Here is a 25,330-nt window from a genome sequence, read left to right on the forward strand (position 1 = left end):
TGCCGCAGCCTGCGGCAGCTCTTACATTTAGAGCGGGTTAAGGTTTGAGGACGGCTTTCACCGCCTCGACCGAGCGCTCGACATCTTCTTTGCTCATCGTGGTAAACATCGGCAGCGACACAATCAGTCGCCCGACACGTTCCGCCACCGGCAACATCCCTTCCTTGAAGCCGCGCTCGCGGTACAAGCTCAGCAAATGAATCGGCGGGTAGTGATAGCCGATGCCGATACCCTTGGCCTGCATCTGCTCCATGAATGTCGCCCGTGCTGGCAAACCGTCCTTGCGCTCTGGCAGCACCAGTTGAAACAGGTGCCAGTTGCTGTTTTCGAAGTCCGCCGGCGGCAGTTGCGCGCCGTACTGCGCTTCGAAGTCCGCGCCAAAACATTTGAAGTAATGCCGGGCCAGTTCCCGCCGATGGGCGGTCAGCGCTTCGATATGGGCAAACTGGCCCAGACCGATGGCGGCGGCGATATCGGTCATGTTGAACTTGCCTCCCAACACATCAACGTCCAGACCGTCGAAGCCGTTGCGGGTAACGCCCTGCAAGCGGTACTTCTCCGCCAGCCGTGCTTCTTCGGGCGTGTTCAAGACCAGGCAACCGCCCTCGGAGCAGGTGACGTTCTTGTTCGCCTGAAAGCTGAAAGACACGAAGTCCCCGGTCGCGCCGATGCGCTGACCGTTCCAGCTCGAACCCAGGGCCTGCGCGGCGTCTTCGACAATTCGCAGATTGTGTTTTCGGGCGATGGCGTACAAACGCTCCATATCCACCGGCAAACCGGCCAGATACACCGGAATCACTGCTTTGGTGCGCGGGGTGATCGCCGCTTCCAGTTGATCGAGATCGATATTGCGCGTCACCGGGTCGATGTCCGCGAATACCGGAGTAGCGCCGACTTCGAGAATCACGTTGGCGGTGGCCACCCAGGAAATCGGCGTGGTGATGACCTCATCGCCCGGCCCGATGCCGGCAATACGCAAAGCGATTTCCATGGTGCAGGTGCCGGAGTTGAAGGTGCGCACCGGGCGCCCGCCGAAGTATTCCGACAGCTGTGCTTCGAAGGCCTGGACCTTCGGCCCGCTGGTGATCCAGCCGCTGCGCAGCACTTCGCCGACGGCGGCAATCGTGGCTTCATCAATGACGGGTTTGGAAAACGGCAGGAACGGTTGTTGGCTCATGAGACTTTGATCATCCGATGGTTGGATGCCTGAGGCAGGCGCCACAGCATGAACCGGAATACCCATCGCCGCCAAGCCGTCTGCGCCGGTATCGGCTGCTATGCTGGTTTGACCGTGTTGCATTGACGCCGAGCGCCAGCCAAGAGAGAGCCCGTCATGTCCCAGTTGCCGTCCCTGAGCCAGTTACGCGACCCCAACGCCTTCCTGCGCCGCCACCTCGGGCCTGATGTCGCCGAGCAACAGGCGATGCTCGAGAGCCTTGGTCTCGGCAGTCGAATTGAGCTGATCGAACAGACGGTACCGCCCGGTATCCGCTTCAATCGGGCGCTGGATCTGCCGCCGGCCCTCGACGAACAAGCGGCGCTGGCCAAACTGCGCGGTTACGCCGAACAGAACCAGGTCTGGACCAGCCTGATCGGCATGGGTTACCACGCCACCCTGACCCCGGCGGTAATATTGCGCAACGTGCTGGAAAATCCTGGCTGGTACACCGCTTACACGCCTTATCAACCAGAAATCGCCCAAGGCCGGCTCGAAGCGCTGCTGAATTTCCAGCAACTGACCATCGACCTCACCGGCCTCGAACTGGCCAACGCCTCGCTGCTTGACGAAGCCACCGCCGCCGCAGAAGCCATGGCACTGGCCAAACGCGTGGCGAAGTCGAAGAGCAATGTGTTTTTCATCGACGAGAACTGCCACCCACAGACCATTTCCGTGGTGCAGACCCGCGCCGCAGGTTTCGGCTTCGAGTTGATTATCGATGCTGTGGATAACTTGAAGCAGCATCAGGTGTTCGGTGCATTGCTGCAATATCCAGACACCCACGGTGAAGTCCGCGATCTGCGGCCATTGATCGATCATCTGCACGCGCAGCAAGCACTGGCCTGCGTCGCCACCGATCTGCTGAGCTTGTTGCTGCTGACGCCGCCGGGCGAGTTGGGCGCTGACGTAGTGTTCGGTTCGTCCCAGCGCTTTGGTGTACCGATGGGCTACGGCGGGCCGCACGCAGCGTTTTTCGCCAGTCGCGAGGAATACAAGCGGGCGATTCCGGGGCGGATCATCGGCGTTTCAAAAGATGCCCGGGGCAACGTCGCGTTACGCATGGCCCTGCAAACCCGCGAGCAACATATTCGTCGGGAGAAGGCCAATTCGAATATCTGCACGGCGCAGGTGCTGCTGGCCAACATCGCCAGTTTTTATGCGGTGTATCACGGCCCCGAGGGGCTGAAGCGGATTGCCCAGCGCGTGCATCGGCTGACCTGCATTCTGGCGACAGGCCTGGAGCGTCACGGGATCAAACGGGTGAACGCGCAGTTTTTCGACACGCTGACTTTGGAGGTTGGTGGCGCGCAAACCGCGATCATCGAAAGCGCGCAGGCAGCACAGATCAATCTGCGGATTCTCGGTCGTGGCCGTCTGGGCCTGAGTCTCGACGAGATCTGTGATGAAAGCACCGTGGCCAGACTGTTCGATGTGTTGCTGGGTGCCGATCATGGTCTGAGCGTCGAGGAGCTCGACGGCGAGATACTCACCTTGGGGATTCCCGACAACCTGCAACGCAGCACGCCGTTTCTGCGCCACCCGGTATTCAACGCCCATCACAGCGAAACCGAGATGCTGCGCTACCTTAAGCAACTGGAGAACAAGGATCTGGCGCTCAACCAGTCGATGATCCCGCTGGGCTCTTGCACCATGAAACTCAACTCCACCAGCGAAATGATCCCGATCACCTGGCCGCAGTTCGCCAATCTGCACCCTTTCGTACCCCGGGAGCAGGCGGTCGGTTACACATTGATGATTGAAGAGCTGGAGCGCTGGTTGTGCGCGATCACCGGGTTTGACGCGATCTGCATGCAGCCCAATTCCGGCGCACAAGGCGAATACGCCGGACTGCTGGCGATCCGCAAATACCACGAGAGCCGCCAGCAGGGTGCCCGGGAGATTTGCCTGATCCCGTCCTCGGCCCACGGCACCAACCCGGCCTCGGCGCAGATGGCCGGGATGCGCGTGGTGATTGTCGAGTGCGACACCGCAGGCAACGTTGATCTGGATGACTTGAAAAGCAAAGCGGCCGAGGCGGGGGACAAGTTGTCGTGCCTGATGGCGACTTATCCCTCGACCCACGGCGTATACGAGGAGGGCATCAGCGAGATCTGCGAAGTTATCCACAAGCACGGCGGTCAGGTGTACATGGACGGCGCCAACCTTAACGCGCAGGTTGGGCTGGCGCGTCCGGCGGATATCGGTGCTGACGTGTCGCACATGAATCTGCACAAGACTTTCTGCATTCCCCATGGCGGCGGCGGGCCGGGCATGGGGCCCATCGGGATACGTGCGCATCTGGCGCCGTTTGTCGCCAATCACCCGGTGGTGCCGATTGACGGGCCGCTGCCGCAGAACGGCGCGGTCAGCGCGGCGCCGTGGGGCAGTGCGAGCATTCTGCCGATCAGTTGGATGTATATCGCGATGATGGGCCCGCAACTGGCGGACGCCAGCGAAGTGGCGATTCTCGCGGCGAATTACCTGGCGCAGCATTTATCCGGTGCATTTCCAGTGTTGTACACCGGCCGTAACGGGCGGGTGGCGCACGAATGCATTCTCGATCTGCGGCCACTCAAGGCGCAGACCGGGATCAGCGAGGAAGATGTCGCCAAGCGCTTGATGGATTACGGCTTCCATGCGCCGACCATGTCATTCCCGGTGCCGGGTACCTTGATGGTCGAACCGACAGAGAGCGAATCCAAGGCCGAACTGGACCGGTTTATCGGGGCAATGCTCAGCATCCGCGCAGAAATCACCGAGGTGCAGAACGGCAACTGGCCGGCGGAGGACAACCCGCTCAAAGGTGCGCCGCATACCCTGGCGGATGTCACCGGCATCTGGGAACGCCCGTATAGCATCGAGCAAGGCGTGACGCCGGATGCACATACCAAGGCGCACAAATACTGGCCGGCGGTGAACCGTGTCGACAATGTCTACGGTGATCGCAACCTGTTCTGCGCGTGTGTGCCGGTGGATGATTACCGCTGATTTCGAGTCCACACAGATCCAGTGTAGGAGTGAGCCTGCTCGCGATAGCGGTTAATCAGTCACTGACGATGTCGCCTGACACAACGCTATCGCGAGCAGGCTCACTCCTACAGGGGATCTCTGACGAATCTGAGATTCGGGGCAAAAAAATGCCGCTCATGTTGAGCGGCATTTTTGTTTGCGGATGCTTATTCAGAAGCCACGGCATTCTTCGCCAGAATCGCATTCGCCAGTTCCATGTCCGTCGCTTGCAGGCCCGGGTTGTCGGCGCGGACTTTCTGCATGGCCGCTTCCAGATACGGCCCACGGATACCGCCGTCACTGGCAACGAAGCTGCCGGCATCATCCTGAGCCGCGACGATCAACTTGTGATCCTTGAAGGTCAGATAAGTCGAACCGGTGGTGGCGCCGGACGAGATGACGTTACGCCAAAAGCTGTCGGCCATTGCCGACCCGACGGGCAGAGACAGTAAGGCCAAAGTGGCGACAGCAAGTTTGAGACGCATGATGGGTGACTCCAAAGGGGGTTAACTACGGCGTTGGATCGTCATTTACCCGATCCGGTTCCGTGACCGCTTTATCTCTGCTCGCTTTGCGGCGTTACCCGCAACACCTCCTCAACCGTGGTCAGCCCCGCCGCGACTTTCTGCGCGCCGGACAGGCGCAGGCTGCGCATGCCTTCCTTGAACGCCTGACGGCGAATTGCGCTGAGGTCGGTATCCGGGGTGATGAAGGCCTTGAGGCTGTCGCTCAATTGCATGATTTCGTAGACCCCGGCGCGGCCGTGGTAACCGGTGTCGCGGCACTCCAGGCAGCCGATGGCGCGTTGCGCGTTACTCGGCAACGGCGCTTGCCAGGGGCGGGTCAGGGTTTGCCAGTCTTCTTCTTCGAGGGTCAGTGGCGCCTTGCAGTGCGGGCACAAGGTGCGCACCAGTCGCTGCGCCATGACCCCGAGTACGGTGGCCTTGATCAGGTAATGCGGAACGCCGAGTTCCAGCAGACGGCTGATCGCACTCGGTGCGTCGTTGGTGTGCAGCGTCGACAGCACCAAGTGGCCGGTCAGCGCTGCCTGAATCGCCATTTCGGCGGTTTCCAGATCGCGGATCTCGCCGATCATGATGATGTCCGGGTCCTGTCGCATCAGCGCGCGCACCCCGGCAGCAAAAGTCAGGTCGATGTTGTGCTGCACCTGCATCTGGTTGAACGCAGGTTCGACCATTTCTATCGGATCTTCGATGGTGCAGAGGTTGACCTGCGGCGTCGCCAGTTTTTTCAGCGTGGTGTACAGCGTGGTGGTCTTGCCAGAACCGGTGGGTCCGGTGACCAGGATGATGCCGTTCGGCTGGCGCGTCATGTCCTGCCAGCGGCGCAGGTCGTCAGCGGAAAATCCGAGCTGGTCGAAGTTTTTCAGCAGCACCTCCGGATCGAAGATCCGCATGACCATTTTTTCGCCGAACGCGGTGGGCAGCGTGGATAAGCGCAACTCGACTTCACCGCCGTCCGGGGTCTTGGTCTTGACCCGACCGTCCTGCGGTTTGCGCTTCTCGGCGACGTTCATTCGCCCGAGGCTTTTCAGGCGACTGACGATCGCCATGGTCACTTGCGGCGGAAATTGATAGACGTCGTGCAGCACGCCGTCGATGCGAAAACGCACGGTGCCGTGCTCGCGGCGCGGCTCTATGTGGATATCGCTGGCGCGCTGCTGGAAGGCGTACTGGAATAGCCAGTCGACGATGTTGACGATGTGCGCGTCGTTGGCGTCCGGTTCCTGATCGCTGGCGCCAAGGTTGAGCAGTTGTTCGAAGTTGCCGAGATTAGCGCTCTGCTGATCGGCATTACTCGCGCCGCTCACCGATTTGGCGAGGCGGAAAAACTCGACGCTGAAACGCTGGATATCGGTCGGGTTGGCGACCACCCGTTTGACCGGCAGCTTCAACACATGGGTCAGGTCGGCTTCCCATCCCGTCACGTAGGGTTGAGCGCTGGCCACGGTAACGCTGTCGCGATCGACAGCGACCGCGAGAATCTTGTGCCGTTGGGCAAAGGCGTAGGACATCAACGGAGTGATCGCGGCAACGTTGATCTTCAGCGGATCAATGCGCAAATAAGGCTGACCAGCCTGCTGCGCCAGCCACAGGGTCAGGCTTTCGAGGTCCAGATGTTTCCCCGGACGGCTGAGGTCGTCCAGTTGCTGGCTGGCGATGAACTCCAGCGGATGTTGCTGACCATTGCTGGCGTGGCGGCGGCGAGCGTTCAGCGCCTGCTCGGCCGAATCCTGGCTGATGAAGCCTTGGGCGACCAGTTCACGCAACACATCGTTGAGATCCAGCCAGCGGTCCTGAGTGGCAAGTTGAACGGACATGCGGGCTTCCTTTTGAGCGACATTGCGCCAAAGGATAGTCGCGGCTCCGCAGACCGTTGGGCCACTACCCGACGAAGCCATTGCCGGATTTGTCAGCCGGTCGCTTGCGACGGCGCATCCCAAGCAATGTCGGCGTTTTGCAGGTTCACCGAACAGACGCTGATCAGGTTACGAAGTTTTTCCGCGATCACTTGCGCACGGTGCCAGCTCAGCCCGCCGATGACGATATCGACCGACAGCAGATCGTCGAGCCGCTGCACATTGACCTGTTGTGGTGTGAGGAACTGCAGCGCGAACAGGTTCAGCACCCGCACCAGCAAATCCGGCTCGGCCTCGGCAAGAAGCTGATATTGCGCAAGGCAATGGGTGTTGCTGACGTTCCAGACATCGGCGCGCAATGGGGCGCTGGGCACGGCTTCGAGATGGGGCATTGGCGGGTCTCCAGATTTTCTGGAGGAATTTTTACATTCGGTACGGGGTATTTCTTATCTATGATGAGCGTTATCAGCGAGTAATCGACGTAATCAATTCGCCAAATAATCAATTTGAGGTTTTTCTATGCATAGCGAGCTGGACAGCTACGACCGCAGGATTCTCGCCCTGCTGCAAGAGGACGCTTCGCTGTCCAGTGCGCAGATCGCCGAGCAGGTGGGCTTGTCGCAGTCGCCGTGCTGGCGGCGGATACAGCGGATGAAGGAGGAGGGGATCATTCGCGGGCAGGTGACCCTGCTGGACCGGAAGAAAATCGGCTTGAACACGCAGATCTTCGCCGAGATCAAACTCAACGCCCACGGGCGTTCGAACTTCACCGAATTCACCGAGGCGATTCGCGGTTTTCCGGAAGTGCTGGAGTGTTATGTGCTGATGGGCGCGGTGGATTTTCTGTTGCGGATCGTCGCGGCGGACATCGAGGCGTATGAGCGGTTCTTCTTCGAGAAGCTGTCGCTGGTGCCGGGGATACAGGAAGTGAACTCGATTGTGGCGTTGTCGGAGATCAAGTCGACCACCAGTTTGCCGGTTTGAGGTGAGGCGGCTGGCCTGATCGCTAGCAGGGCTAGCTCCCACAGGGGATTTGTGGTGCGCACAAAACCAATGTGGGAGCCAGCCTGCTGGCGATGGCGGACTTACATACGCAGGAGCATTTTCCAGGCACGGTTCTGGTAAACCGCAATCGCCTGCTGCTTGCGTGCATCGAGCAGTTCGTCAGTGATCGTCGGTTCGTTGGCCAGTTGCGCCAGTTTGTTCAGCTCACCGTACAGGCGATCCATTTCCGGGATTTCCAGCACGTTACGTGCGTGGTGCAGCCAGACCTGAATGCGTTCGATGCGCGGCAGTTGCTCGGCCAGATCTTCCGGCTGCTGCTGGTAACGCTGCAATTGCAGGGCGGTAGCTTCTTCGCCGAGCAGACGCGGCAACCAGCTATGCAATTGCGCGCCACCCTGGCGGTTACCGCGAGTGTTGCGATCAGCCGTCCAGGTGCGAGCCATCAGCCAGCGCGAAGTGGTCAGCGAGAACAGGCCCCAGCGCGGGTCTTCCAGTTCTTCGAGGAACTGCTCCGGCGCGGCTTTGCGCACGTCTTCATCTTCGATACCGGCCTGCACCAGCGGGCGCCAGTCTTCGAGCAAGGCATCCAGCGCAACGCGCAGGTCGTGAGTCGACTGACGCGGTGCGGCCTGGCCGAGGCTGCTCAGCAGGGCGCGCAGTTCGGCAAGGTTCTCGACCCAGTCCAGCAACAGGCGCCAGTGGCCGTTGAAACGATACTGTTCGGCCAGACGCTGGCTGCTGCCGAGCAAGTGCCAGCTCAGGGCGGCGAACGCGTCGTCCAGCTGGGTTTCGGCGGTCAGTTCTGGCGCCGGCAGGCTCAGCGAGTAGCTGTTGGCGTCGTACAAGCGATAACCGCGCTCGGCCTTGCTGATGTCACATGGCATCAGCGCGAGGGTTTCGGCCAGTTCGGCAGCCAGTTCCAGCAGCGCGGCAGGCTCGCCTTCGCGCAATTCCAGTTCCAGCTCGCAGATTTCTTCTTTCTGCTTGCCGACCACCACGTGGCCGAGGTCCAAAGCGGCTTCGATGACCACTTTGGCCTTGCCGCGACCCCAAGCGATTTCAGCGCGTTCACGCACGAAGTCGGTGGTGAAGATCGGCTTCAGGGTTTTCTTGTCCAGCTCGGCCAGGGACTCGGGCCAGCATTCGCCGTCGAGTTTCTTCACGTCGAGCTTGGCTTTCGGCAGGTGCCAGTCGTATTCGTTACGCTCGGACAGGCCGGCGACGCTCTGGCCACGGGTCTTGAGGGTCTGAATCACCTCTTCGCCATCCTTGCGCAGGCGCAGGGCGACTTTGGCCTGGGCCAGGTCGCGCTCTGGGGTGTCGAAGTACTGGTTCATCAACTCACGGCGTTCCCAGCCACTTTTGTTGCGTTTTTTCAGTAACGGGTGCTCGCGCAGGGCGGCGAGGGTTTCGCGGCTGACGCGGAGTTTGATTTCGGTTTCTTTCTGCATGGCCGGAAAATCCAGGATCGGGAGCGCAGCCGGGGGAATGTGTGGCTGCCAAGGTCGTGCAGTGTACAGGACTGAACCTTCCTACGCCTTGCGGCGGTTTATTCCTGGCGCCGGATGGTTCTATGATGGACTTCAAATCGGGAGTTGGAGTCAGCGATGCCTTTGCCGTCCATGAAAGACCAGTTCGCTGCGTTGATCGCCGCGCCGTCGGTCAGCTGTACCCAGCCGAGCCTGGATCAATCCAACCGGCCCGTAATCGATTTGCTCGCGACCTGGCTGGGTGATCTGGGCTTCAGTTGCGACATCCAGCAGGTCAGCCCCGGTAAATTCAATCTGCTCGCCAGCTACGGCTCGGGCCCCGGTGGCCTGGTATTGGCCGGGCACAGCGACACGGTGCCGTTCGATGGCGCGTTGTGGCAGACCGATCCGCTGAAACTCACCGAAGTCGACGGGCGCTGGGTTGGCCTGGGCAGTTGTGACATGAAGGGCTTCTTCGCGCTGATCATTGAAGCCGTGCAGCCGCTGCTCGACCAACCGTTCAAGCAACCGCTGCTGATCCTCGCCACTTGCGATGAAGAAAGCTCGATGTCCGGCGCCCGCGCATTGGCCGAGGCCGGACGTCCGTTGGGCAGGGCGGCAGTGATCGGCGAGCCGACCGGGCTCAAGCCGATTCGTATGCACAAAGGCATCATGATGGAACGCATCGACATTCTCGGGCAGAGCGGTCATTCCTCCGATCCGCGCCTGGGTCACAGCGCGCTTGAGGCGATGCACGATGCGATTGGCGAACTGCGCGGCCTGCGCCTGTTGTGGCAGCGCGAGTTCAACAACCCGCAATTCGGCGTGCCACAACCGACGATGAACTTCGGCTGCATTCATGGCGGCGACAACCCCAACCGCATCTGCGGCCAGTGTTCGCTGGAGTTCGACCTGCGTCCGCTGCCGGGCATGGACCCGAAAGCCCTGCGCGCAGCGATCCTGCAAAAGCTCAATCCGGTTGCCGAACGGCATCAGGTGAAGATCGATTACGCGCCGCTGTTCCCTGAAGTGCCGCCGTTCGAGCAGGCCGAAGACGCCGAACTGGTGCGGATTGCCGAAAAGCTCACCGGTCATCGCGCCGAAGCAGTAGCGTTCGGCACCGAAGCGCCTTATCTTCAGCGCCTTGGCTGCGAAACCATCGTGCTCGGCCCCGGTGATATCGCCTGCGCACATCAGCCGGGCGAATACCTCGAAATGTCACGTTTGCAGCCTACCGTGCATCTATTACGGCAGTTGATTGAACATTACTGCCTGACCCCGGACAAAACATCTGTGCCGTCTGGTTAATTCCTGTGGGAGCCAGCCTGCTGGCGATGGCGTCAGGTTTGACACATTCATGTTAAATGAGTCGACCCTATCGCCAGCAGGCTGGCTCCTACAGGAGACTGTGTTTTGTCTGACCGAACGCTGTAAATTGCCGGTAACCCAACCCGTATTCATGAGGAGAGCGCGCGTGTCGCCAAGCCTGTTCCGACGATAACCATCAGCCCGCTGTGCGTTTTCCGTTTCGCCCTTTTTTCCGGCTGCTATTTATTACAGGCCCAGGTTCATGCCCGAATACGTCAATTGGCTTCGTCACGCGTCTCCCTACATCAATGCCCACCGCGATTGCACCTTCGTCGTCATGCTGCCCGGCGACGGCGTGGAGCATCCGAATTTCGGCAACATCGTCCACGACCTGGTCTTGCTGCACAGCCTCGGTGTGCGACTGGTGCTGGTGCACGGTTCGCGTCCACAGATTGAAACCCGCCTCGCCGCTCGCGGCCTGACCCCGCATTACCACCACGGAATGCGCATCACCGATGCCGCAACCCTTGAATGCGTGATCGACGCGGTCGGCCAACTGCGTATCGCCATCGAGGCTCGTCTGTCGATGGACATGGCTTCGTCGCCGATGCAGGGCTCGCGTCTGCGGGTGGCCAGCGGCAATCTGGTGACCGCTCGTCCGATCGGTGTGCTCGAAGGCGTCGATTATCACCACACCGGCGAAGTGCGCCGGGTCGACCGCAAAGGCATCAACCGCCTGCTCGACGAGCGCTCTATCGTACTGCTGTCGCCACTGGGCTATTCGCCAACTGGCGAGATTTTCAATCTGGCCTGCGAAGACGTCGCTACACGTGCGGCCATCGACCTGGGCGCCGACAAACTGCTGCTGTTTGGTGCGGATCTCGGTCTGATCGATGAAAACGGTCGGCTGGTGCGTGAACTACGCCCGCAACAGGTGCCGGCGCATTTGCAGCGTCTGGGCAGCAACTATCAAGCGGAATTGCTGGATGCCGCCGCCGAAGCTTGCCGTGGCGGCGTGGCGCGCAGCCATATCGTCAGTTATGCCGAGGACGGCGCACTGCTGACCGAACTGTTCACCCGTGACGGTGGCGGTACGCTGGTTGCTCAGGAGCAATTCGAACTGGTGCGTGAAGCGGCCATTGAAGACGTCGGCGGTTTGCTCGACTTGATCAGCCCACTGGAAGAGCAGGGGATTTTGGTGCGTCGCTCCCGCGAAGTGCTGGAGCGCGAGATCGAGCAGTTCAGCGTGGTCGAGCGTGAAGGGATGATCATCGCCTGCGCGGCGCTGTACCAGATTGCCGATTCGGATGCCGGTGAGCTGGCGTGTCTGGCGGTGAGTCCCGAGTATCGGCATGGCCGTCGTGGTGATGAATTGCTCGAACGCATCGAAACCCGTGCCCGGGCGCAAGGGTTGAAGACGCTGTTCGTTCTCACCACGCGGACGGCGCACTGGTTCCGCGAGCGCGGTTTCGAGCCGAGCAGCGTCGAGCGGCTGCCGGCGGCGCGGGCCTCGCTGTACAACTATCAGCGTAATTCGAAGATCTTCGAAAAGACCCTTTGATACAGAAGACCCTGCGTAACTATTGTGGCGAGGGGATTTATCCCCGTTGGGCAGCGAAGCTGCCCCGAAAAAAGGGACTGCTGCGCAGTCCAACGGGGATAAATCCCCTCGCCACAGGGTTACGCGTCAATCAGCAACGAATTTGGCGCTGACGTACGGCGAATAATCCGGCAGCACCGTTTCAACCTTGCCCTGTTCCTTCAAAAACTTCGCCGTTTCACCAATCGCCTTCGCCGTGCCGCCCTCCAGCAGTGCGCTCGATTGTTGCGTCTTGGCATCCGGGAACGTTGAGCCGGCGAGCAATTCCGGCACGTCAGCCGCGTTGGCACCGGTCAATTTGGCGATTTTCTGCACAGGCTCGGACTCTGCCGTCCATTGGTCTTTATGGCTGGCGTAATCGGCGAACGCGTCTAGAGTGACCTTGGCAAATTTGGCCACGACTTCTGGATGCTTCTCGGCGAAGTCCTTGCGGGCTACCCAGACTTCAAAGGTTGGGGCGCCCCATTGGCCGACTTGTGCGGCGTCGGTCAGGGTCTTGCCGGTCTTGCGGATTTCACCAAGCGCTGGCGACCAGACAAACGCGCCATCAATGTCGCCACGCTTCCACGCGGCGGCAATTTCAGCGGGTTGCAGGTTCACCACTTTGACTTTGGTGGCGTCCAGCCCCCAGTGCTTCAACGCGCCGAGCAAGCTGTAGTGGGAAGTGGAAACGAAGGGTGTGGCGATGGTTTTGCCGACCAGATCCTGCGGGGTATTGATGCCACTGCCATTGCGCACTACCAGTGCTTCGGCGGCATTGATTTGCGCCGAAACAATGAACGCGACGATCGGCAGATTACGCGAGGCGGCAGCGGCCAACGGGCTGGAACCGAGGTTGCCGATCTGCACATCGCCCGATGCAATGGCTGTCACAACTTCCGGGCCGCTGTTGAAGCGACGCCAGTCGATTTTCTGGCCAATGGTTTGTTCGTAGACGCCGTCGGCCTGGGGCACTTTGCTCGGGTCGATACCGGTTTGATAACCGACGGTGAGGTTAGAGGCCTGAGCGGAGAAGGAAATTATTACTGACACACAAACTGTAACAAATTGACTGGATAGTGCGCGTTTGGCCATTATGGCGTCGCCTTTTCGAAAGGGTTTGACGTGTGGGGTTTACGCCAAAGCTAATCGATCTAAAAAATGGCGAACAAATACCATTTAGGAATGAGCTTAGTAGCCGATACTCTGTGTCCAGGCTCAAAAGGCCATTACTCGGCCATATTCCTGAATGGTATGAAAAAGAATTAAATAATTCTTTTTGGAGTTAACAGGAAATCTTTAACCTGCAGGGACCAAATCACTGCGATTAGACGATGGTCGTAGACACACAAGGTTACGATTGACTTGTCAGTCACGGTCTGGCGCTAATCGCGCATCTTAGGATTCAGGGCATTCGACCCCGAACCAGGAACACAAGAATTAGAAACGAGAGGAGCGATACATGAACAAGTCCACCTTGGCCCTGGCCGTGGCTGTTGGGGTTATTGCGCAGCAGGCAGGCGCAGCCGGTTTCATCGAAGACAGCAAGGCCACTCTGGGTCTGCGTAACTTCTACATCAACACTGATAACCGTGACGGCGACGTCAACGCTCCTGCCAACAAGCGTGCTGGTGTTCAGAGCAAGCAAGAAGAATGGGGCCAGGCGTTTGATCTGCGTTTCATCTCTGGTTACACCCAAGGCACTGTAGGCTTCGGTATTGATGCTATCGGTCTGCTGGGTGTGCGCCTGGATTCCGGTGGTGGTACTAACGGTGCTTCGCCAAAAACCGCTACCAACTACGGTTCTTACGGCGGCACTGTTTTCCCAAGCAAATCCAACGGCGAAGCTGTTGATGACTTCTCGAGCTTGGGCCTGACTGCCAAAGCCAAGATCTCCCAGACCGAATTGAAGCTGGGTACTCTGCAGCCTAAAAACCCGGTTATCGTGACCAACGATGGTCGTTTGCTGCCGCAAACCTGGCAGGGTGGCCAGATCACTTCCGGTGACATCAAAGACCTGACGCTGGTTGGCGGTCAGATCGAAGCGGTCAAAGGTCGTAACTCGAGCAACAACGAACAGCTGTCGATCAACGGTGCCAACGGTCGTACCGCCGCCGGCCGCGACAGCAACAAGTTCATCTACGCAGGTGGTGACTACAAAATCACCAAAGACCTGACGGCCCAGTACTACTACGGCAACCTGGAAGATTTCTACAAGCAGCACTTCCTGGGTCTGGTTCACAACTGGGCAATCGGCCCGGGCGTGTTGAAGTCTGACTTCCGTTACTTCAACAGCCGTGACGATGGTAAGAATGGTCACGATGCCAACTACTTCACCACTGGTGATTACGGCACTGGCATCACCAAAGGCAAAGTCGATAACAACCTGTACAGCGGCCTGTTCCTGTACACCGTTGAAGGTCATACTTTCGGTGGCGGTTATCAGGTCAGCAATGGCGACAGCGACTTCCCATGGCTGAACCAAGGTGACGGTTCGTCGAACTACACAATTACCGACATGCAAATCCAGAAGTTCGGCCGCGCTGGCGAACGTACCTGGCAGGCTCGCTACTCGTATGACTTCGCCAAAGTTGGCGTCCCTGGCCTGACAGCCGGTATGGTTTACCTGCGTGGCGATAACATCGACACTTCCGGCAAGGTCGGCTACAACCAGGTCACTGTCAACGCTACTGGCCGTTCCGAGTGGGAACGCGACTTGACCGTAGGTTACGTCGTACCAGAAGGTCCGCTGAAAAACCTCGGCCTGATGTGGAAAAACGCAATGTGGCGCAACGACATTCCAGGCCAACGCGACCAGGACGAAAACCGCCTGATCGTCAGCTACTCGATCCCGCTGTTGTAATAGCGCGCTCAAGCTGCTGATGTGAAAAAGCCCCGTCCGGCATCGCGCCGGACGGGGCTTTTGCGTTTTCGAGTCAGACTCACCCCCGTAAGTCCTCCCCGAAATTCCCCTCTTTAAAGCAACTCAAGGCCTTCTCGAACCCTGGGGCGATGTTCGTCGTCTTGGTGCCGAGCGTCCAGTGAACAGATGTTTAATATTCTTTTAAGATCTAAATATCTATTTATTTATTCTTTTTGTTAAGCACAAAAGCCGAGCTACAGTTGAGTCCTACAACAATTCATCAGGAGCAGCACCATGAGCCTCAGACTCGGCGACATCGCACCCGATTTCGAACAGGATTCCAGCGCTGGCAAGATTCGTTTTCACGAGTGGCTGGGCGATAGCTGGGGCGTGCTGTTTTCCCATCCGGCGGACTTCACGCCGGTGTGCACCACCGAGCTGGGCTTCACCGCCAAGCTCAAGGATGAGTTCAGCAAGCGCGGCGTCAAAGCCATTGCGCTGTCGGTCGACCCGGTGGACTCGCACCACAAGTGGATCGAAGACATCAACGAAACCCAGAACACCATCGTCAACTTCCCGATCCTGGCGGACGCTGATCGCAAGGTCTCGGACCTCTACGATCTGATCCATCCGAATGCCAGTGACACCCTCACTGTGCGCTCGCTGTTCGTGATCGATCCGAACAAGAAGATTCGTCTGACCATCACTTATCCGGCGAGCACCGGGCGCAATTTCCACGAGATCCTGCGGGTCATCGATTCGTTGCAACTCACCGACAACTACAAGGTGGCCACACCGGCCAACTGGCAGGACGGTGACGAGGTGGTGATCGTGCCGTCGCTCAAGGACGAGGAAGAGATCAAGAAGCGCTTTCCCAAGGGTTATCGCGCGGTGAAGCCGTACCTGCGCCTGACGCCGCAGCCGAACAAATGAGTCGGTGAGATTGGCGATATAGCGACCACCGCTTTCGCGAGCAAGCTCGCTCCCACATTTGTAATGCGTTCCTCTGTGGGAGCGAGCTTGCTCGCGAAGGCGTCGGATCAATCAACACGAATTTCAGTTTGTATCATCCACGAAGCAGGGGATTTCAGGCCGTTCCGACGGCCTTTTTTTTCGCCCGAAAGAAGCTGAACCGCATATCTCCAAAACGCATAACCAAATGAATAAATATGATTTATGGATATATAAATCAGCTGTTAAGGTCACTCCATCGAAGCGAGATCGCAACCCGCGAATCGCCTGTACCGTCCAAGGAATTGTCTGAATGCTGGTTGTCTCACTCGGTGGCAGTCCCAGCCTGCGCTCCCGTTCCGGGGTGCTGCTGGAACGCTCGCAACACTGGTTGCAGCAACAAGGGGTGGAAGTGGTGAGTTATCAGGTGCGGGACTTCCCGGCCGAAGATTTGCTCCACGCCCGCTTCGACAGTCCGAAGGTACTCAACCTGCTGCAACAGATTGAAAACGCAGATGGGCTGCTGATTGCCACGCCGGTATACAAGGCCTCGTTTTCCGGGGCGCTGAAAACCGTGCTGGATCTGCTGCCCGAGCGTGCCCTGAATCACAAGATTGTTTTGCCGATGGCCACTGGCGGCAGCATCGCCCACATGCTGGTGGTCGATTACGCGCTCAAGCCAGTGTTGTCGGCATTGAAGGCGCAGGAAATGCTGCAAGGGATTTTCGCCGAGGATAGCCAGATCGCTTACGGCGAAGGCAGCTCTGCGGCGCAACTGGCGCCGGCACTGGAGCAGCGACTGCATGAAGCGCTGGACCAGTTTGTCAGCGCCATGGCCCGCCGGCCGAAACCGCTGGAGCCGGGCCTGTTGAATGAACGTTTGTTGAGTGCTCGCTGGAGCATTTGAGCGTCACCCGAACTTGATGTAACTGGCCTTACTCGCCCGCTAACGGGCAAGCAGGTGCAGCCAATACCCAACAGCAAAAAAGGAGAGCGCTATGCGCACTGTATTTTTGCGTCGTGGTCTGGTCGCTCTGTTTGCTGCGGCTGTGTCCTTAGGCGCCATCACTCAAGCTCAAGCCGATACATTGCGTATCGGCTATCAGAAGTACGGCACGCTGGTGCTGCTCAAAGCCAAAGGCACTCTGGAAAAACGTCTGGCTGCGCAAGGCGTCGATGTGCAATGGACTGAATTCCCGGGCGGCCCGCAACTGCTGGAAGGCCTGAACGTCGGCTCGATCGACTTCGGCGTTACCGGCGAAACGCCTCCGGTGTTCGCTCAGGCGGCGGGTGCCGATCTGCTCTACGTTGCCTACGAACCGCCAGCGCCAAACAGCGAAGCGATCCTCGTACCGAAAGGCTCGCCGATCAAATCGGTGGCGGATCTGAAGGGCAAAAAAGTCGTCCTGAACAAAGGCTCCAACGTGCACTACCTGCTGGTGCGCGCTCTGGAAGATGCCGGCCTCAAATACACCGACATTCAAACCGTATTCCTGCCGCCGGCCGATGCACGCGCCGCGTTCGAACGTGGCAGCGTCGATGCCTGGGTGATCTGGGACCCGTACCAGGCCGCCGCCGAACAACAGTTGCAAGCGCAGACCCTGCGTGACGGCAAAGGCATCGTCGATAACCACCAGTTCTACCTGGCGACCAAACCCTACGCACAGAAAAATCCCGAGGTGATCAAAGCCCTGGTTGAAGAAGTGCGCGCCGTCGGCGAATGGTCCAAGGCCAATCCTGAAGAAGTGACTGAACAGGTTTCGCCACTGCTCGGCCTGCCGGCGGACATCACCCTGACCTCGGTGAAACGCCAGGGCTATGGCGCGCTGTTCCTGACCCCGGAAGTGGTCGCCGCGCAGCAAAAAATCGCCGACACCTTCTACCAGCTCAAGCTGATTCCCAAGCCGTTGAGCATCAAGGATGTGATCTGGACACCCCCGGCCGCTGTGGCCCAAAGCTCCCAAGCCCAGTAACTCGAATCCCCAAGGAGACCACTCCATGAGCCTCAATATTTTCTGGTTCCTGCCTACCCACGGCGACGGCCATTACCTTGGCACCGCTGAAGGCGCTCGCGCCGTCGACCACGGTTATCTGCAACAGGTCGCGCAAGCGGCGGATCGTCTGGGTTTCGGCGGGGTGCTTATTCCTACTGGCCGTTCCTGCGAAGACTCGTGGCTGGTAGCCGCGTCGCTGATCCCGGTGACTCAGCGCCTGAAATTCCTTGTTGCCCTGCGCCCCGGGATCATTTCCCCGACGGTCGCGGCGCGGCAGGCAGCGACACTGGATCGCCTGTCCGGCGGTCGTGCGCTGTTCAATCTGGTGACTGGCGGTGACCCGGAAGAACTGGCCGGTGACGGTCTGTTTCTCAGCCATGAAGAGCGTTATCAAGCCTCGGTGGAATTCACTCGGATCTGGCGCCGCGTGCTGGAAGGTGAAACCGTCGATTATGACGGTCAGCACATCAGCGTGAAGGGCGCGAAACTACTTTATCCGCCGATCCAGCAACCGCGGCCACCGCTGTACTTCGGTGGATCTTCCGAAGCTGCGCAGGATCTGGCCGCCGAGCAGGTGGAAATGGTTCTGACCTGGGGCGAGCCGCCAGCGGCAGTGGCCGAGAAGATCGAGCAAGTGCGCGCCAAAGCGGCCAAGCTCGGGCGCACCGTGCGTTTCGGTATTCGTCTGCATGTGATTGTGCGTGAAACCAACGCCGAAGCCTGGCAAGCGGCGGATCGGCTGATCTCGCATCTCGACGACGAGACCATCAAACGTGCTCAAGCCTCGCTGGCGCGCTTCGATTCGGTGGGTCAGCAGCGCATGGCCGCACTGCACGGTGGCAGTCGCGACAATCTGGAAGTCAGCCCGAACCTGTGGGCCGGTGTCGGTCTGGTGCGTGGCGGTGCTGGCACTGCGCTGGTGGGCGATGGTCCGACCGTCGCGGCACGGGTCAAGGAGTACGCCGACCTGGGCATCGACACCTTTATCTTCTCCGGTTATCCACACCTCGAAGAGTCGTACCGCGTCGCTGAACTGCTGTTCCCGCACCTCGATATCGAGCGCCCGGAACTGCCAAAAGGCGCCGGTTACGTCAGCCCGTTCGGTGAGATGGTGGCCAACGACATTCTTCCCAAAGCCGCGTCGCAGAGCTGAGGCGCGCCATGAAGAAAATTATCCACAGCCTCGCGCCCTGGGCGTTGCCGGTGTTGTTGCTGGCGGTGTGGCAGTTGTCGGTGTCGGCGGGTTGGTTGTCGACGCGGATTCTGCCGGCTCCGGTGGCAGTGATCGAGGCCGGGGTCAGTCTGGTGCGCAGTGGCGAAATCTGGACGCACCTGGCGATCAGCGGCTGGCGTGCGGCGCTGGGCTTCACCATCGGTGGCAGCATCGGTCTGGTGCTGGGTTTCATCACCGGTCTGTCGAAGTGGGGCGAACGCCTGCTCGACAGTTCGGTGCAGATGATCCGCAACGTGCCGCATCTGGCGCTGATTCCACTGGTGATCCTTTGGTTCGGCATCGACGAATCGGCGAAGATTTTTCTGGTAGCGCTCGGCACATTGTTCCCGATCTACCTCAATACCTATCACGGCATTCGCAACGTCGATCCGGCGCTGGTGGAGATGGCGCGCAGTTATGGCCTGTCCGGGTTCAGCCTGTTCTGGCAAGTGATTCTGCCGGGTGCGCTGCCTTCGATTCTGGTCGGTGTGCGCTTCGCTTTGGGCTTTATGTGGTTGACGTTGATCGTTGCCGAAACCATTTCTGCCAGCTCCGGCATCGGATATCTGGCAATGAACGCCCGCGAATTTTTGCAGACCGACGTGGTGGTGCTGGCGATCCTGCTTTACGCGGTGCTCGGCAAACTGGCAGACCTGGCCGCCCGTGGACTTGAACGTGTCTGGTTGCGCTGGCACCCGGCCTATCAGGTTGCTAAAGGAGGTGCGGCATGACCGCTCAACAACCTCCACGCCTGCTGCGCGGGATTCCGCTGGCGGTGCGCAATCTGCAAAAGACCTTCGGTGCGCGGCAGGTGCTGCGCAACATCGATCTGCATATTCCGGCGGGGCAATTCGTCGCCGTGGTCGGTCGCAGTGGCTGCGGTAAAAGCACCTTGTTGCGCTTGCTCGCCGGGCTTGATCAACCCACCGGCGGCGACTTGCTGGCCGGTGCTGCACCGCTCAGTGATGCGCGGGAAGACACCCGCCTGATGTTTCAGGAAGCACGCTTGCTGCCTTGGAAAAAGATCATCGACAACGTCGGTCTCGGCCTCAAGGGTAACTGGCGCCCACAAGCGCTGGACGCACTGGAAGCCGTGGGGCTGGCTGATCGCGCCAATGAATGGCCGGCCGCTTTGTCCGGCGGACAGAAGCAGCGTGTGGCGTTGGCCCGGGCGCTGATCCATCAGCCGCGTCTGCTGTTGCTCGACGAACCGCTGGGTGCGCTGGATGCGCTGACCCGGATCGAAATGCAGCAACTGATCGAACGCCTTTGGCAGCAACACGGTTTTACGGTGTTGCTGGTGACTCACGATGTCAGCGAAGCCGTGGCGATTGCCGACCGGGTGATTCTGATCGAGGACGGCGAAGTCGGGCTCGACCTGCATGTCGAGCTGCCGCGTCCACGAGTACGCGGCTCGCATCGCCTGGCATCACTGGAAACCGAAGTGCTCAACCGAGTTTTGTCCCTGCCCGGAGAACCGCCGGAGCCGGAACCTGTTTCACCCTTGCCTACGCAATTGCGTTGGGCTCAATAACTCAAGCAAACGACAGGAATCATTGCCATGACTATCAAAGCCATCAACGTACGCAACCAGTTCAAAGGCTCGATCAAGGAAATCGTTCTCGGCGACGTGCTGTCGGAAATCGACGTGCAGACCGCTTCCGGCATCGTCACTTCGGTGATCACCACCCGCTCGGTCAAGGAGCTGGAACTGGTGGTTGGCAGCGAGGTGATCGCCTTCGTGAAATCCACCGAGGTATCGATCGCCAAGTTGTAAGCCGGTGATTAAAAAACAACCCCGAAGGGTGTGAGCCCTTCGGGGTTTTTTGTGTCTGATCTGAAAACTGCGGTGCGGCCTTCGCGAGCAAGCTCGCTCCCACAGGTTCGGTGTCGTTCATAGATGTTGTGTTCACCACAATCATTGTGGGAGCGAGCTTGCTCGCGAAGAGGCCGGTGAGGGCGCTAGAGAATTCTTTTGGGTAGATACGGCGGCAGATACAGCCCAATGTAGGCATCAAACACCCGCATCCCTTCCTCGGCCATGCGCGGAGTGATCTGCCCGTGCTGCTGCACCGAGCGCGCATAGACGCGGTCGCCCAGCTCCATCGCCAGAGCAAACACATCGACGTCGGTCGGCAGCTTCGGCAGCTCGAAGTGATGGTTGAACACCTTGTACATCAGATCACCCAGCTCGATGTCGTGCTGGCGGTCGGCTTGGGTTACTTCAGTCAGGCCGTGTTGCGCAAGGATCAGTTGGCGTGCAGCGGCGTCTTCAGCGTAGATCTCCAGCATCCGCTGTTCGATCAGACGTGACAGGTCGCGCCAGTCGCGCAGGGCATCATGGTCGATTGGCGCTTGCAGGCAGGCGCGGAACGCGGCGTGGACATCGGCAGTCAGGGCTTCGAGCAACGCCGGAACGCTGGCGAAGAAGTGGTAGACCGAGGAGGGCGGAATCTGTGCGCGCTCGGCGACGCTGTAGATCGACAGACTGCCCACGCCCTCGGCGGCCAGCAGCGTGCGCGCGGCATCGAGTATCGAATCGATCCGCGCCTGACTGCGGGCACGGGGTTTGCGAATAGGGGCGGGACGCGTCATGAAAGTCTCCTGCGGGGCAGCGGGCATTGTACGAGCAGGGTTTGATGTTGTCTGCCCGGACGCCATCGCTGGCAAGCCAGCTCCCACAGGGATTGATTGGGTACATGAGTTTTGTGTTCGACAAAAATCCTGTGGGAGCTGGCTTGCCAGCGATCCGCCGCAGGCGGCCATAAAAAAACGCCGTGGGCTGAATCAGCCAACGGCGTTTTTATCTGGATCACGAATCCGCTTAAACGGTATGCAGATACCAGTTGTACTCGAGGTCGGAGATGGAGTGTTCGAACTCCTCCAGCTCACTCTCTTTACAGGCGACGAAGATATCGATGTATTTCGGATCGATGTACTTGGCCATCACCTCGCTGTCGTCCAGCTCGCGCAGGGCATCGCGCAAGTTGTTCGGCAGGCTTTGTTCGTTCTGCTCGTAGCTGTTGCCTTCGACTGGCGCGCCCGGTTCGATCTTGTTGGTCAGACCGTGATGCACACCGGCCAGGACCGAAGCCATCAACAGGTACGGGTTGGCGTCGGCGCCGGCCACGCGGTGTTCGATACGTACGGCATCGGAAGAGCCGGTCGGTACGCGAATCGCCACGGTACGGTTGTCCAGACCCCAGCACGGCGAGTTCGGCACGTAGAACTGTGCGCCGAAACGGCGGTAGGAGTTGACGTTAGGGCACAGGAACGCCATTTGAGCGGGCAGGGTCTCCAGCACACCGCCGATTGCGTGACGCAATGCGGCGTTCTGCTCGGGATCCTCGCTGGCAAAGATGTTCTTGCCGTCCTTGTCCAGGATCGAAATATGGACGTGTAAACCGTTGCCTGCCTGACCCGGGTAAGGCTTGGCCATGAAGGTGGTATCCATTTCATGGTCGTAGGCGATGTTCTTGATCAGACGCTTGAGCAGTACCGCGTAGTCGCATGCCTTGATCGGGTCGGCGACGTGGTGCAGGTTCACTTCGAACTGCGCCGGGGCACTTTCCTTGACGATGGCGTCGGCCGGGATGCCTTGCTCTTTGGCACCTTCCAGAATGTCCTGGAGGCAGTCGACGTATTCGTCGAGGTCGTCGATCAGGTAGACCTGAGTCGAGTGCGGACGTTTACCGGATACCGGCGAGCGTGGCGGCTGTGGACGACCGTTCACGTTCTCCTGGTCGATCAGGTAGAACTCCAGCTCGAACGCTGCGCAGATAGTCAGACCCATTTCGTCGAACTTGCGCACTACGTTGGCCAGCACTTCACGCGGATCTGCGAAGAATGGCTGACCTTCGAGTTCGTGCATGGTCATCAACAGTTGCGCGGTAGGGCGCTTCTGCCATGGCTCGTTGCACAGGGTGTCGGGGATTGGATAGCAGATACGATCGGCGTCGCCGATGTCCAGGCCCAGGCCGGTACTTTCTACCGTCGAACCATTGATATCCAGAGCAAATAGAGAGGCCGGCAGGTTGATGCCTTTCTCGTAAACCTTGTGGAGGCTGGTGCGTTCGATGCGCTTGCCGCGCACCACACCATTCATATCCGCAATCAGAAGGTCAACGTACAGAACCTCAGGATGTTCCTTAAGGAACGCGTTCGCTTCATTAAGCTGAACGGCACGCGGGGGTACCGACATGATGCAACACCTTTGTTGTTAAAAATATCAATCATTGATCTTTTCTGGTTTCAGTCAACCCGAACGGCCTGCCGAAGTCAAGCGAGGCCTTTTTTGCCCTAAAAAAGCGCCGTGAGGGCATTTATGGGGCACTTTAGGGCGTTTTTTAGCACTTGGGACGCTTGGCACCCGCAGGCTTGAGCAGGCCGTGTTGTATTTTTTACGGGGGTGTTGTGTAAAAAAATGAACAAGGCTAAGCTCCGATCAAACCCATAACAGCAATAATACCGGGGTGCTTCATGTCTCGCCTGCCGTTAATCGGCGTCACCGACTGCTCCATGCAGTCCGGTCTGCATGCTTATCACATCAGTGGCGACTCGTCCGTCCGTATCGCAGCCGACAAGGCCTGCGACCTGCCGCAATCGCTCTCGCATTCGGCGGCAAAAACGGCAACGTCCGATATTCTGGACGCACAGGATGGCACCCTCTTTACCGATTTCCCTTCCAATATAGATCGCTTTCTTTCCCGCAGCCTGAGCCGTGCGCGGCGACGTGTCCATTGCGTTGCTCACGATTCTGCACGGTCGGCTGTATGTGTTGAGAGTGCACGGGAAATGCAACGCCAGCGTAAAGGGCAGGTAAGCTCCTCTTTCATTGTCTTCGCGCGGTGCCAGGCATAGGCCGGCATTCGCGCAAGCAAGCCCTTTATCGCGACGCCCCGGCGTCAAATTTTGCCTGACACCCGGTGTCAGGAGACTCAGCCCAGAGGCATTTATGAGTACCAACCTCGACCAGCTCACCGATTGGTTGAAAGACCACAAGATCACAGAAGTCGAATGCATGATCGCCGACTTGACCGGCATCACGCGTGGCAAGATCTCGCCGACCAACAAATTCATCGCCGAAAAAGGCATGCGCCTGCCAGAAAGCGTTCTGTTGCAGACCGTGACCGGCGATTACGTCGAAGACGACATCTATTACGAACTGCTCGACCCGGCTGACATCGACATGATCTGCCGCCCCGACCAGAACGCCGTGTACCTGGTGCCATGGGCCATCGAGCCGACCGCTCAGGTGATTCACGACACTTATGACAAGCAAGGCAACCCGATCGAGCTGTCGCCGCGCAACGTCCTGAAGAAAGTCCTCAAGCTGTATGCCGACAAGGGCTGGCAGCCAATCGTCGCGCCGGAAATGGAGTTCTACCTGACCAAGCGCAGCGACGACCCCGACTATCCGTTGCAGCCGCCAATCGGTCGCTCGGGCCGTCCGGAAATCGGTCGTCAATCGTTCTCCATTGAAGCCGCCAACGAATTCGATCCGCTGTTCGAAGACGTCTACGACTGGTGCGAATTGCAGGAGCTGGATCTAGACACGCTGATCCACGAAGACGGCACCGCGCAGATGGAAATCAACTTCCGTCACGGCGACGCGCTGTCGCTGGCCGACCAGATTCTGGTGTTCAAACGCACCATGCGTGAAGCCGCGCTCAAGCACGACGTGGCCGCGACCTTCATGGCCAAGCCGATGACCGGTGAGCCGGGCAGTGCCATGCACTTGCACCAGAGCATCATCGACATCGAGACCGGCAAGAACGTGTTCTCCAATGAAGACGGGACCATGAGCCAGTTATTCCTGCACCACATCGGTGGTTTGCAGAAACTGATCCCCGAGCTGTTGCCGCTGTTCGCACCGAACGTCAACTCGTTCCGCCGCTTCCTGCCGGACACCTCGGCACCAGTGAACGTCGAATGGGGCGAAGAGAACCGCACCGTGGGCCTGCGTGTACCGGATGCCGGTCCGCAAAACCGCCGGGTGGAAAACCGCCTGCCGGGCGCCGACGCCAACCCGTACCTGGCGATTGCCGCGAGCCTGCTCTGCGGCTACATCGGCATGGTCGAAGGCCTGAATCCGAGCGCGCCAGTGGTTGGCCGTGGTTACGAGCGCCGCAACCTGCGCCTGCCACTGACCATCGAAGACGCGCTGGAACGTATGGAAAACAGCACCACCGTCGAAAAATACCTGGGCAAGACTTTCATTACTGGCTACGTCGCGGTCAAGCGGGCCGAGCATGAAAACTTCAAGCGCGTGATCAGTTCGTGGGAGCGTGAGTACCTGCTCTTCGCCGTCTGATGCGCCAGGCGCGACGGTCAAACGTCG

The 25,330-nt window shown here is 59.3% G+C and carries 22 protein-coding genes; 14 read left to right on the forward strand and 8 right to left on the reverse strand.

Features of this window, described 5'->3' with window-relative positions; translation table 11 throughout:
* Positions 1–37 precede the first annotated feature (37 nt).
* Positions 38–1,177: a DegT/DnrJ/EryC1/StrS family aminotransferase gene (locus tag ACTWLJ_RS08400; RefSeq protein WP_401212745.1), complete on the reverse strand. Its 1,140-nt coding sequence runs from the start codon at positions 1,175–1,177 to the stop codon at positions 38–40.
* A 156-nt stretch (positions 1,178–1,333) separates the two neighbouring features.
* Here ACTWLJ_RS08400 and gcvP point away from each other — a divergent pair, with 156 nt between their 5' ends.
* The gene (gene gcvP, locus ACTWLJ_RS08405) at positions 1,334–4,207 is read left to right on the forward strand and encodes an aminomethyl-transferring glycine dehydrogenase (protein WP_445180516.1); all 2,874 of its coding nucleotides are present in this window, start codon (positions 1,334–1,336) and stop codon (positions 4,205–4,207) included.
* A gap of 188 nt (positions 4,208–4,395) precedes the next feature.
* Here gcvP and ACTWLJ_RS08410 read toward each other — a convergent pair whose 3' ends face one another.
* The 3 genes from ACTWLJ_RS08410 to ACTWLJ_RS08420 form a co-directional block, all read right to left on the reverse strand.
* On the reverse strand, positions 4,396–4,716 hold the full coding sequence (locus ACTWLJ_RS08410; protein ID WP_169843014.1) for a DUF2388 domain-containing protein: 321 nt from the start codon (positions 4,714–4,716) through the stop codon (positions 4,396–4,398).
* Positions 4,717–4,784: 68 nt separating this feature from the next.
* Complete coding sequence (locus ACTWLJ_RS08415; protein WP_401212741.1) at positions 4,785–6,569, reverse strand: GspE/PulE family protein; 1,785 nt, start codon at positions 6,567–6,569, stop codon at positions 4,785–4,787.
* Positions 6,570–6,661: 92 nt separating this feature from the next.
* Positions 6,662–7,000 carry a hypothetical protein gene (locus tag ACTWLJ_RS08420; RefSeq protein ID WP_445180517.1) on the reverse strand — a complete coding sequence of 113 codons (339 nt, stop codon included), beginning with the start codon at positions 6,998–7,000 and terminating at the stop codon, positions 6,662–6,664.
* 127 nt (positions 7,001–7,127) lie between these two features.
* Here ACTWLJ_RS08420 and ACTWLJ_RS08425 point away from each other — a divergent pair, with 127 nt between their 5' ends.
* On the forward strand, positions 7,128–7,592 hold the full coding sequence (locus tag ACTWLJ_RS08425) for an Lrp/AsnC family transcriptional regulator (RefSeq protein ID WP_027610503.1): 465 nt from the start codon (positions 7,128–7,130) through the stop codon (positions 7,590–7,592).
* A 101-nt stretch (positions 7,593–7,693) separates the two neighbouring features.
* On the opposite strand, the gene ACTWLJ_RS08430 is transcribed toward ACTWLJ_RS08425, so the two are convergent.
* Entirely contained in the window at positions 7,694–9,064 is a 1,371-nt protein-coding gene (locus ACTWLJ_RS08430; protein WP_445180518.1) for a CYTH domain-containing protein, read from the reverse strand.
* A gap of 156 nt (positions 9,065–9,220) precedes the next feature.
* On the opposite strand from ACTWLJ_RS08430, the gene argE reads away from it, so the two are divergent.
* Together argE and argA are read left to right on the forward strand one after the other, a co-directional pair.
* Positions 9,221–10,390 carry an acetylornithine deacetylase gene (gene argE / locus ACTWLJ_RS08435; protein ID WP_401212733.1) on the forward strand — a complete coding sequence of 390 codons (1,170 nt, stop codon included), beginning with the start codon at positions 9,221–9,223 and terminating at the stop codon, positions 10,388–10,390.
* A gap of 262 nt (positions 10,391–10,652) precedes the next feature.
* Positions 10,653–11,951: an amino-acid N-acetyltransferase gene (gene argA, locus ACTWLJ_RS08440; protein ID WP_445180519.1), complete on the forward strand. Its 1,299-nt coding sequence runs from the start codon at positions 10,653–10,655 to the stop codon at positions 11,949–11,951.
* A 126-nt stretch (positions 11,952–12,077) separates the two neighbouring features.
* Here argA and tauA read toward each other — a convergent pair whose 3' ends face one another.
* Positions 12,078–13,064: a taurine ABC transporter substrate-binding protein gene (gene tauA / locus ACTWLJ_RS08445; RefSeq protein WP_445180520.1), complete on the reverse strand. Its 987-nt coding sequence runs from the start codon at positions 13,062–13,064 to the stop codon at positions 12,078–12,080.
* Positions 13,065–13,431: 367 nt separating this feature from the next.
* On the opposite strand from tauA, the gene ACTWLJ_RS08450 reads away from it, so the two are divergent.
* The 8 genes from ACTWLJ_RS08450 to ACTWLJ_RS08485 all read left to right on the forward strand — a co-directional run bounded on the left by ACTWLJ_RS08450 (position 13,432) and on the right by ACTWLJ_RS08485 (position 20,767).
* A complete protein-coding gene (locus ACTWLJ_RS08450) occupies positions 13,432–14,832 on the forward strand; it encodes an OprD family porin (RefSeq protein WP_445180521.1) in 1,401 nt (466 codons plus the stop codon).
* A 294-nt stretch (positions 14,833–15,126) separates the two neighbouring features.
* Positions 15,127–15,765: a peroxiredoxin gene (locus tag ACTWLJ_RS08455; protein WP_401212722.1), complete on the forward strand. Its 639-nt coding sequence runs from the start codon at positions 15,127–15,129 to the stop codon at positions 15,763–15,765.
* 331 nt (positions 15,766–16,096) lie between these two features.
* On the forward strand, positions 16,097–16,690 hold the full coding sequence (ssuE, locus tag ACTWLJ_RS08460) for an NADPH-dependent FMN reductase (RefSeq protein ID WP_445180522.1): 594 nt from the start codon (positions 16,097–16,099) through the stop codon (positions 16,688–16,690).
* 91 nt (positions 16,691–16,781) lie between these two features.
* Positions 16,782–17,756 carry a sulfonate ABC transporter substrate-binding protein gene (locus ACTWLJ_RS08465; RefSeq protein WP_445180523.1) on the forward strand — a complete coding sequence of 325 codons (975 nt, stop codon included), beginning with the start codon at positions 16,782–16,784 and terminating at the stop codon, positions 17,754–17,756.
* 25 nt (positions 17,757–17,781) lie between these two features.
* Positions 17,782–18,930 (forward strand): FMNH2-dependent alkanesulfonate monooxygenase, encoded by a 1,149-nt coding sequence (gene ssuD / locus ACTWLJ_RS08470; RefSeq protein WP_445180524.1) that lies wholly within the window; start codon positions 17,782–17,784, stop codon positions 18,928–18,930.
* An 8-nt stretch (positions 18,931–18,938) separates the two neighbouring features.
* Positions 18,939–19,721: an aliphatic sulfonate ABC transporter permease SsuC gene (ssuC, locus tag ACTWLJ_RS08475; protein ID WP_003229260.1), complete on the forward strand. Its 783-nt coding sequence runs from the start codon at positions 18,939–18,941 to the stop codon at positions 19,719–19,721.
* Complete coding sequence (gene ssuB / locus ACTWLJ_RS08480) at positions 19,718–20,524, forward strand: aliphatic sulfonates ABC transporter ATP-binding protein (RefSeq protein WP_445180525.1); 807 nt, start codon at positions 19,718–19,720, stop codon at positions 20,522–20,524. The genes ssuC and ssuB overlap by 4 nt, the downstream gene beginning before the upstream one ends.
* A gap of 27 nt (positions 20,525–20,551) precedes the next feature.
* Positions 20,552–20,767: a TOBE domain-containing protein gene (locus ACTWLJ_RS08485; RefSeq protein ID WP_003229256.1), complete on the forward strand. Its 216-nt coding sequence runs from the start codon at positions 20,552–20,554 to the stop codon at positions 20,765–20,767.
* Positions 20,768–20,952: 185 nt separating this feature from the next.
* Here the strand turns inward: ACTWLJ_RS08485 and ACTWLJ_RS08490 are convergent, their stop codons facing one another.
* A complete protein-coding gene (locus ACTWLJ_RS08490) occupies positions 20,953–21,585 on the reverse strand; it encodes a TetR/AcrR family transcriptional regulator (RefSeq protein WP_445180526.1) in 633 nt (210 codons plus the stop codon).
* 229 nt (positions 21,586–21,814) lie between these two features.
* The gene (locus ACTWLJ_RS08495) at positions 21,815–23,191 is read right to left on the reverse strand and encodes a glutamine synthetase family protein (RefSeq protein WP_038980872.1); all 1,377 of its coding nucleotides are present in this window, start codon (positions 23,189–23,191) and stop codon (positions 21,815–21,817) included.
* Between the two features lie 278 nt (positions 23,192–23,469).
* On the opposite strand from ACTWLJ_RS08495, the gene ACTWLJ_RS08500 reads away from it, so the two are divergent.
* A complete protein-coding gene (locus tag ACTWLJ_RS08500; RefSeq protein WP_445180527.1) occupies positions 23,470–23,850 on the forward strand; it encodes a gamma-glutamyl-gamma-aminobutyrate hydrolase family protein in 381 nt (126 codons plus the stop codon).
* Positions 23,851–23,944: 94 nt separating this feature from the next.
* Positions 23,945–25,303, forward strand: coding sequence for a glutamine synthetase family protein (locus ACTWLJ_RS08505; RefSeq protein ID WP_445180528.1), 1,359 nt, complete (start codon positions 23,945–23,947; stop codon positions 25,301–25,303).
* Positions 25,304–25,330 lie beyond the last annotated feature (27 nt).

Source organism: Pseudomonas sp. McL0111 (assembly GCF_052567255.1).

Bases quoted from the DNA above. Each gene is read 5' to 3' on its own strand.
- ACTWLJ_RS08485 (WP_003229256.1), top strand. From the start codon at position 20,552: ATGACTATCAAAGCCATCAACGTACGCAACCAGTTCAAAGGCTCGATC.
- ACTWLJ_RS08505 (WP_445180528.1), top strand. From the start codon at position 23,945: ATGAGTACCAACCTCGACCAGCTCACCGATTGGTTGAAAGACCACAAG.
- ACTWLJ_RS08430 (WP_445180518.1), bottom strand. From the start codon at position 9,064: ATGCAGAAAGAAACCGAAATCAAACTCCGCGTCAGCCGCGAAACCCTC.
- ACTWLJ_RS08415 (WP_401212741.1), bottom strand. From the start codon at position 6,569: ATGTCCGTTCAACTTGCCACTCAGGACCGCTGGCTGGATCTCAACGAT.
- ACTWLJ_RS08455 (WP_401212722.1), top strand. From the start codon at position 15,127: ATGAGCCTCAGACTCGGCGACATCGCACCCGATTTCGAACAGGATTCC.
- ACTWLJ_RS08420 (WP_445180517.1), bottom strand. From the start codon at position 7,000: ATGCCCCATCTCGAAGCCGTGCCCAGCGCCCCATTGCGCGCCGATGTC.
- ACTWLJ_RS08500 (WP_445180527.1), top strand. From the start codon at position 23,470: ATGTCTCGCCTGCCGTTAATCGGCGTCACCGACTGCTCCATGCAGTCC.
- tauA (WP_445180520.1), bottom strand. From the start codon at position 13,064: ATGGCCAAACGCGCACTATCCAGTCAATTTGTTACAGTTTGTGTGTCA.
- gcvP (WP_445180516.1), top strand. From the start codon at position 1,334: ATGTCCCAGTTGCCGTCCCTGAGCCAGTTACGCGACCCCAACGCCTTC.
- ssuC (WP_003229260.1), top strand. From the start codon at position 18,939: ATGAAGAAAATTATCCACAGCCTCGCGCCCTGGGCGTTGCCGGTGTTG.
- ACTWLJ_RS08490 (WP_445180526.1), bottom strand. From the start codon at position 21,585: ATGACGCGTCCCGCCCCTATTCGCAAACCCCGTGCCCGCAGTCAGGCG.
- ssuE (WP_445180522.1), top strand. From the start codon at position 16,097: ATGCTGGTTGTCTCACTCGGTGGCAGTCCCAGCCTGCGCTCCCGTTCC.
- ACTWLJ_RS08425 (WP_027610503.1), top strand. From the start codon at position 7,128: ATGCATAGCGAGCTGGACAGCTACGACCGCAGGATTCTCGCCCTGCTG.
- ACTWLJ_RS08450 (WP_445180521.1), top strand. From the start codon at position 13,432: ATGAACAAGTCCACCTTGGCCCTGGCCGTGGCTGTTGGGGTTATTGCG.
- ACTWLJ_RS08400 (WP_401212745.1), bottom strand. From the start codon at position 1,177: ATGAGCCAACAACCGTTCCTGCCGTTTTCCAAACCCGTCATTGATGAA.
- argE (WP_401212733.1), top strand. From the start codon at position 9,221: ATGCCTTTGCCGTCCATGAAAGACCAGTTCGCTGCGTTGATCGCCGCG.
- ssuB (WP_445180525.1), top strand. From the start codon at position 19,718: ATGACCGCTCAACAACCTCCACGCCTGCTGCGCGGGATTCCGCTGGCG.
- ACTWLJ_RS08495 (WP_038980872.1), bottom strand. From the start codon at position 23,191: ATGTCGGTACCCCCGCGTGCCGTTCAGCTTAATGAAGCGAACGCGTTC.
- ACTWLJ_RS08465 (WP_445180523.1), top strand. From the start codon at position 16,782: ATGCGCACTGTATTTTTGCGTCGTGGTCTGGTCGCTCTGTTTGCTGCG.
- argA (WP_445180519.1), top strand. From the start codon at position 10,653: ATGCCCGAATACGTCAATTGGCTTCGTCACGCGTCTCCCTACATCAAT.
- ssuD (WP_445180524.1), top strand. From the start codon at position 17,782: ATGAGCCTCAATATTTTCTGGTTCCTGCCTACCCACGGCGACGGCCAT.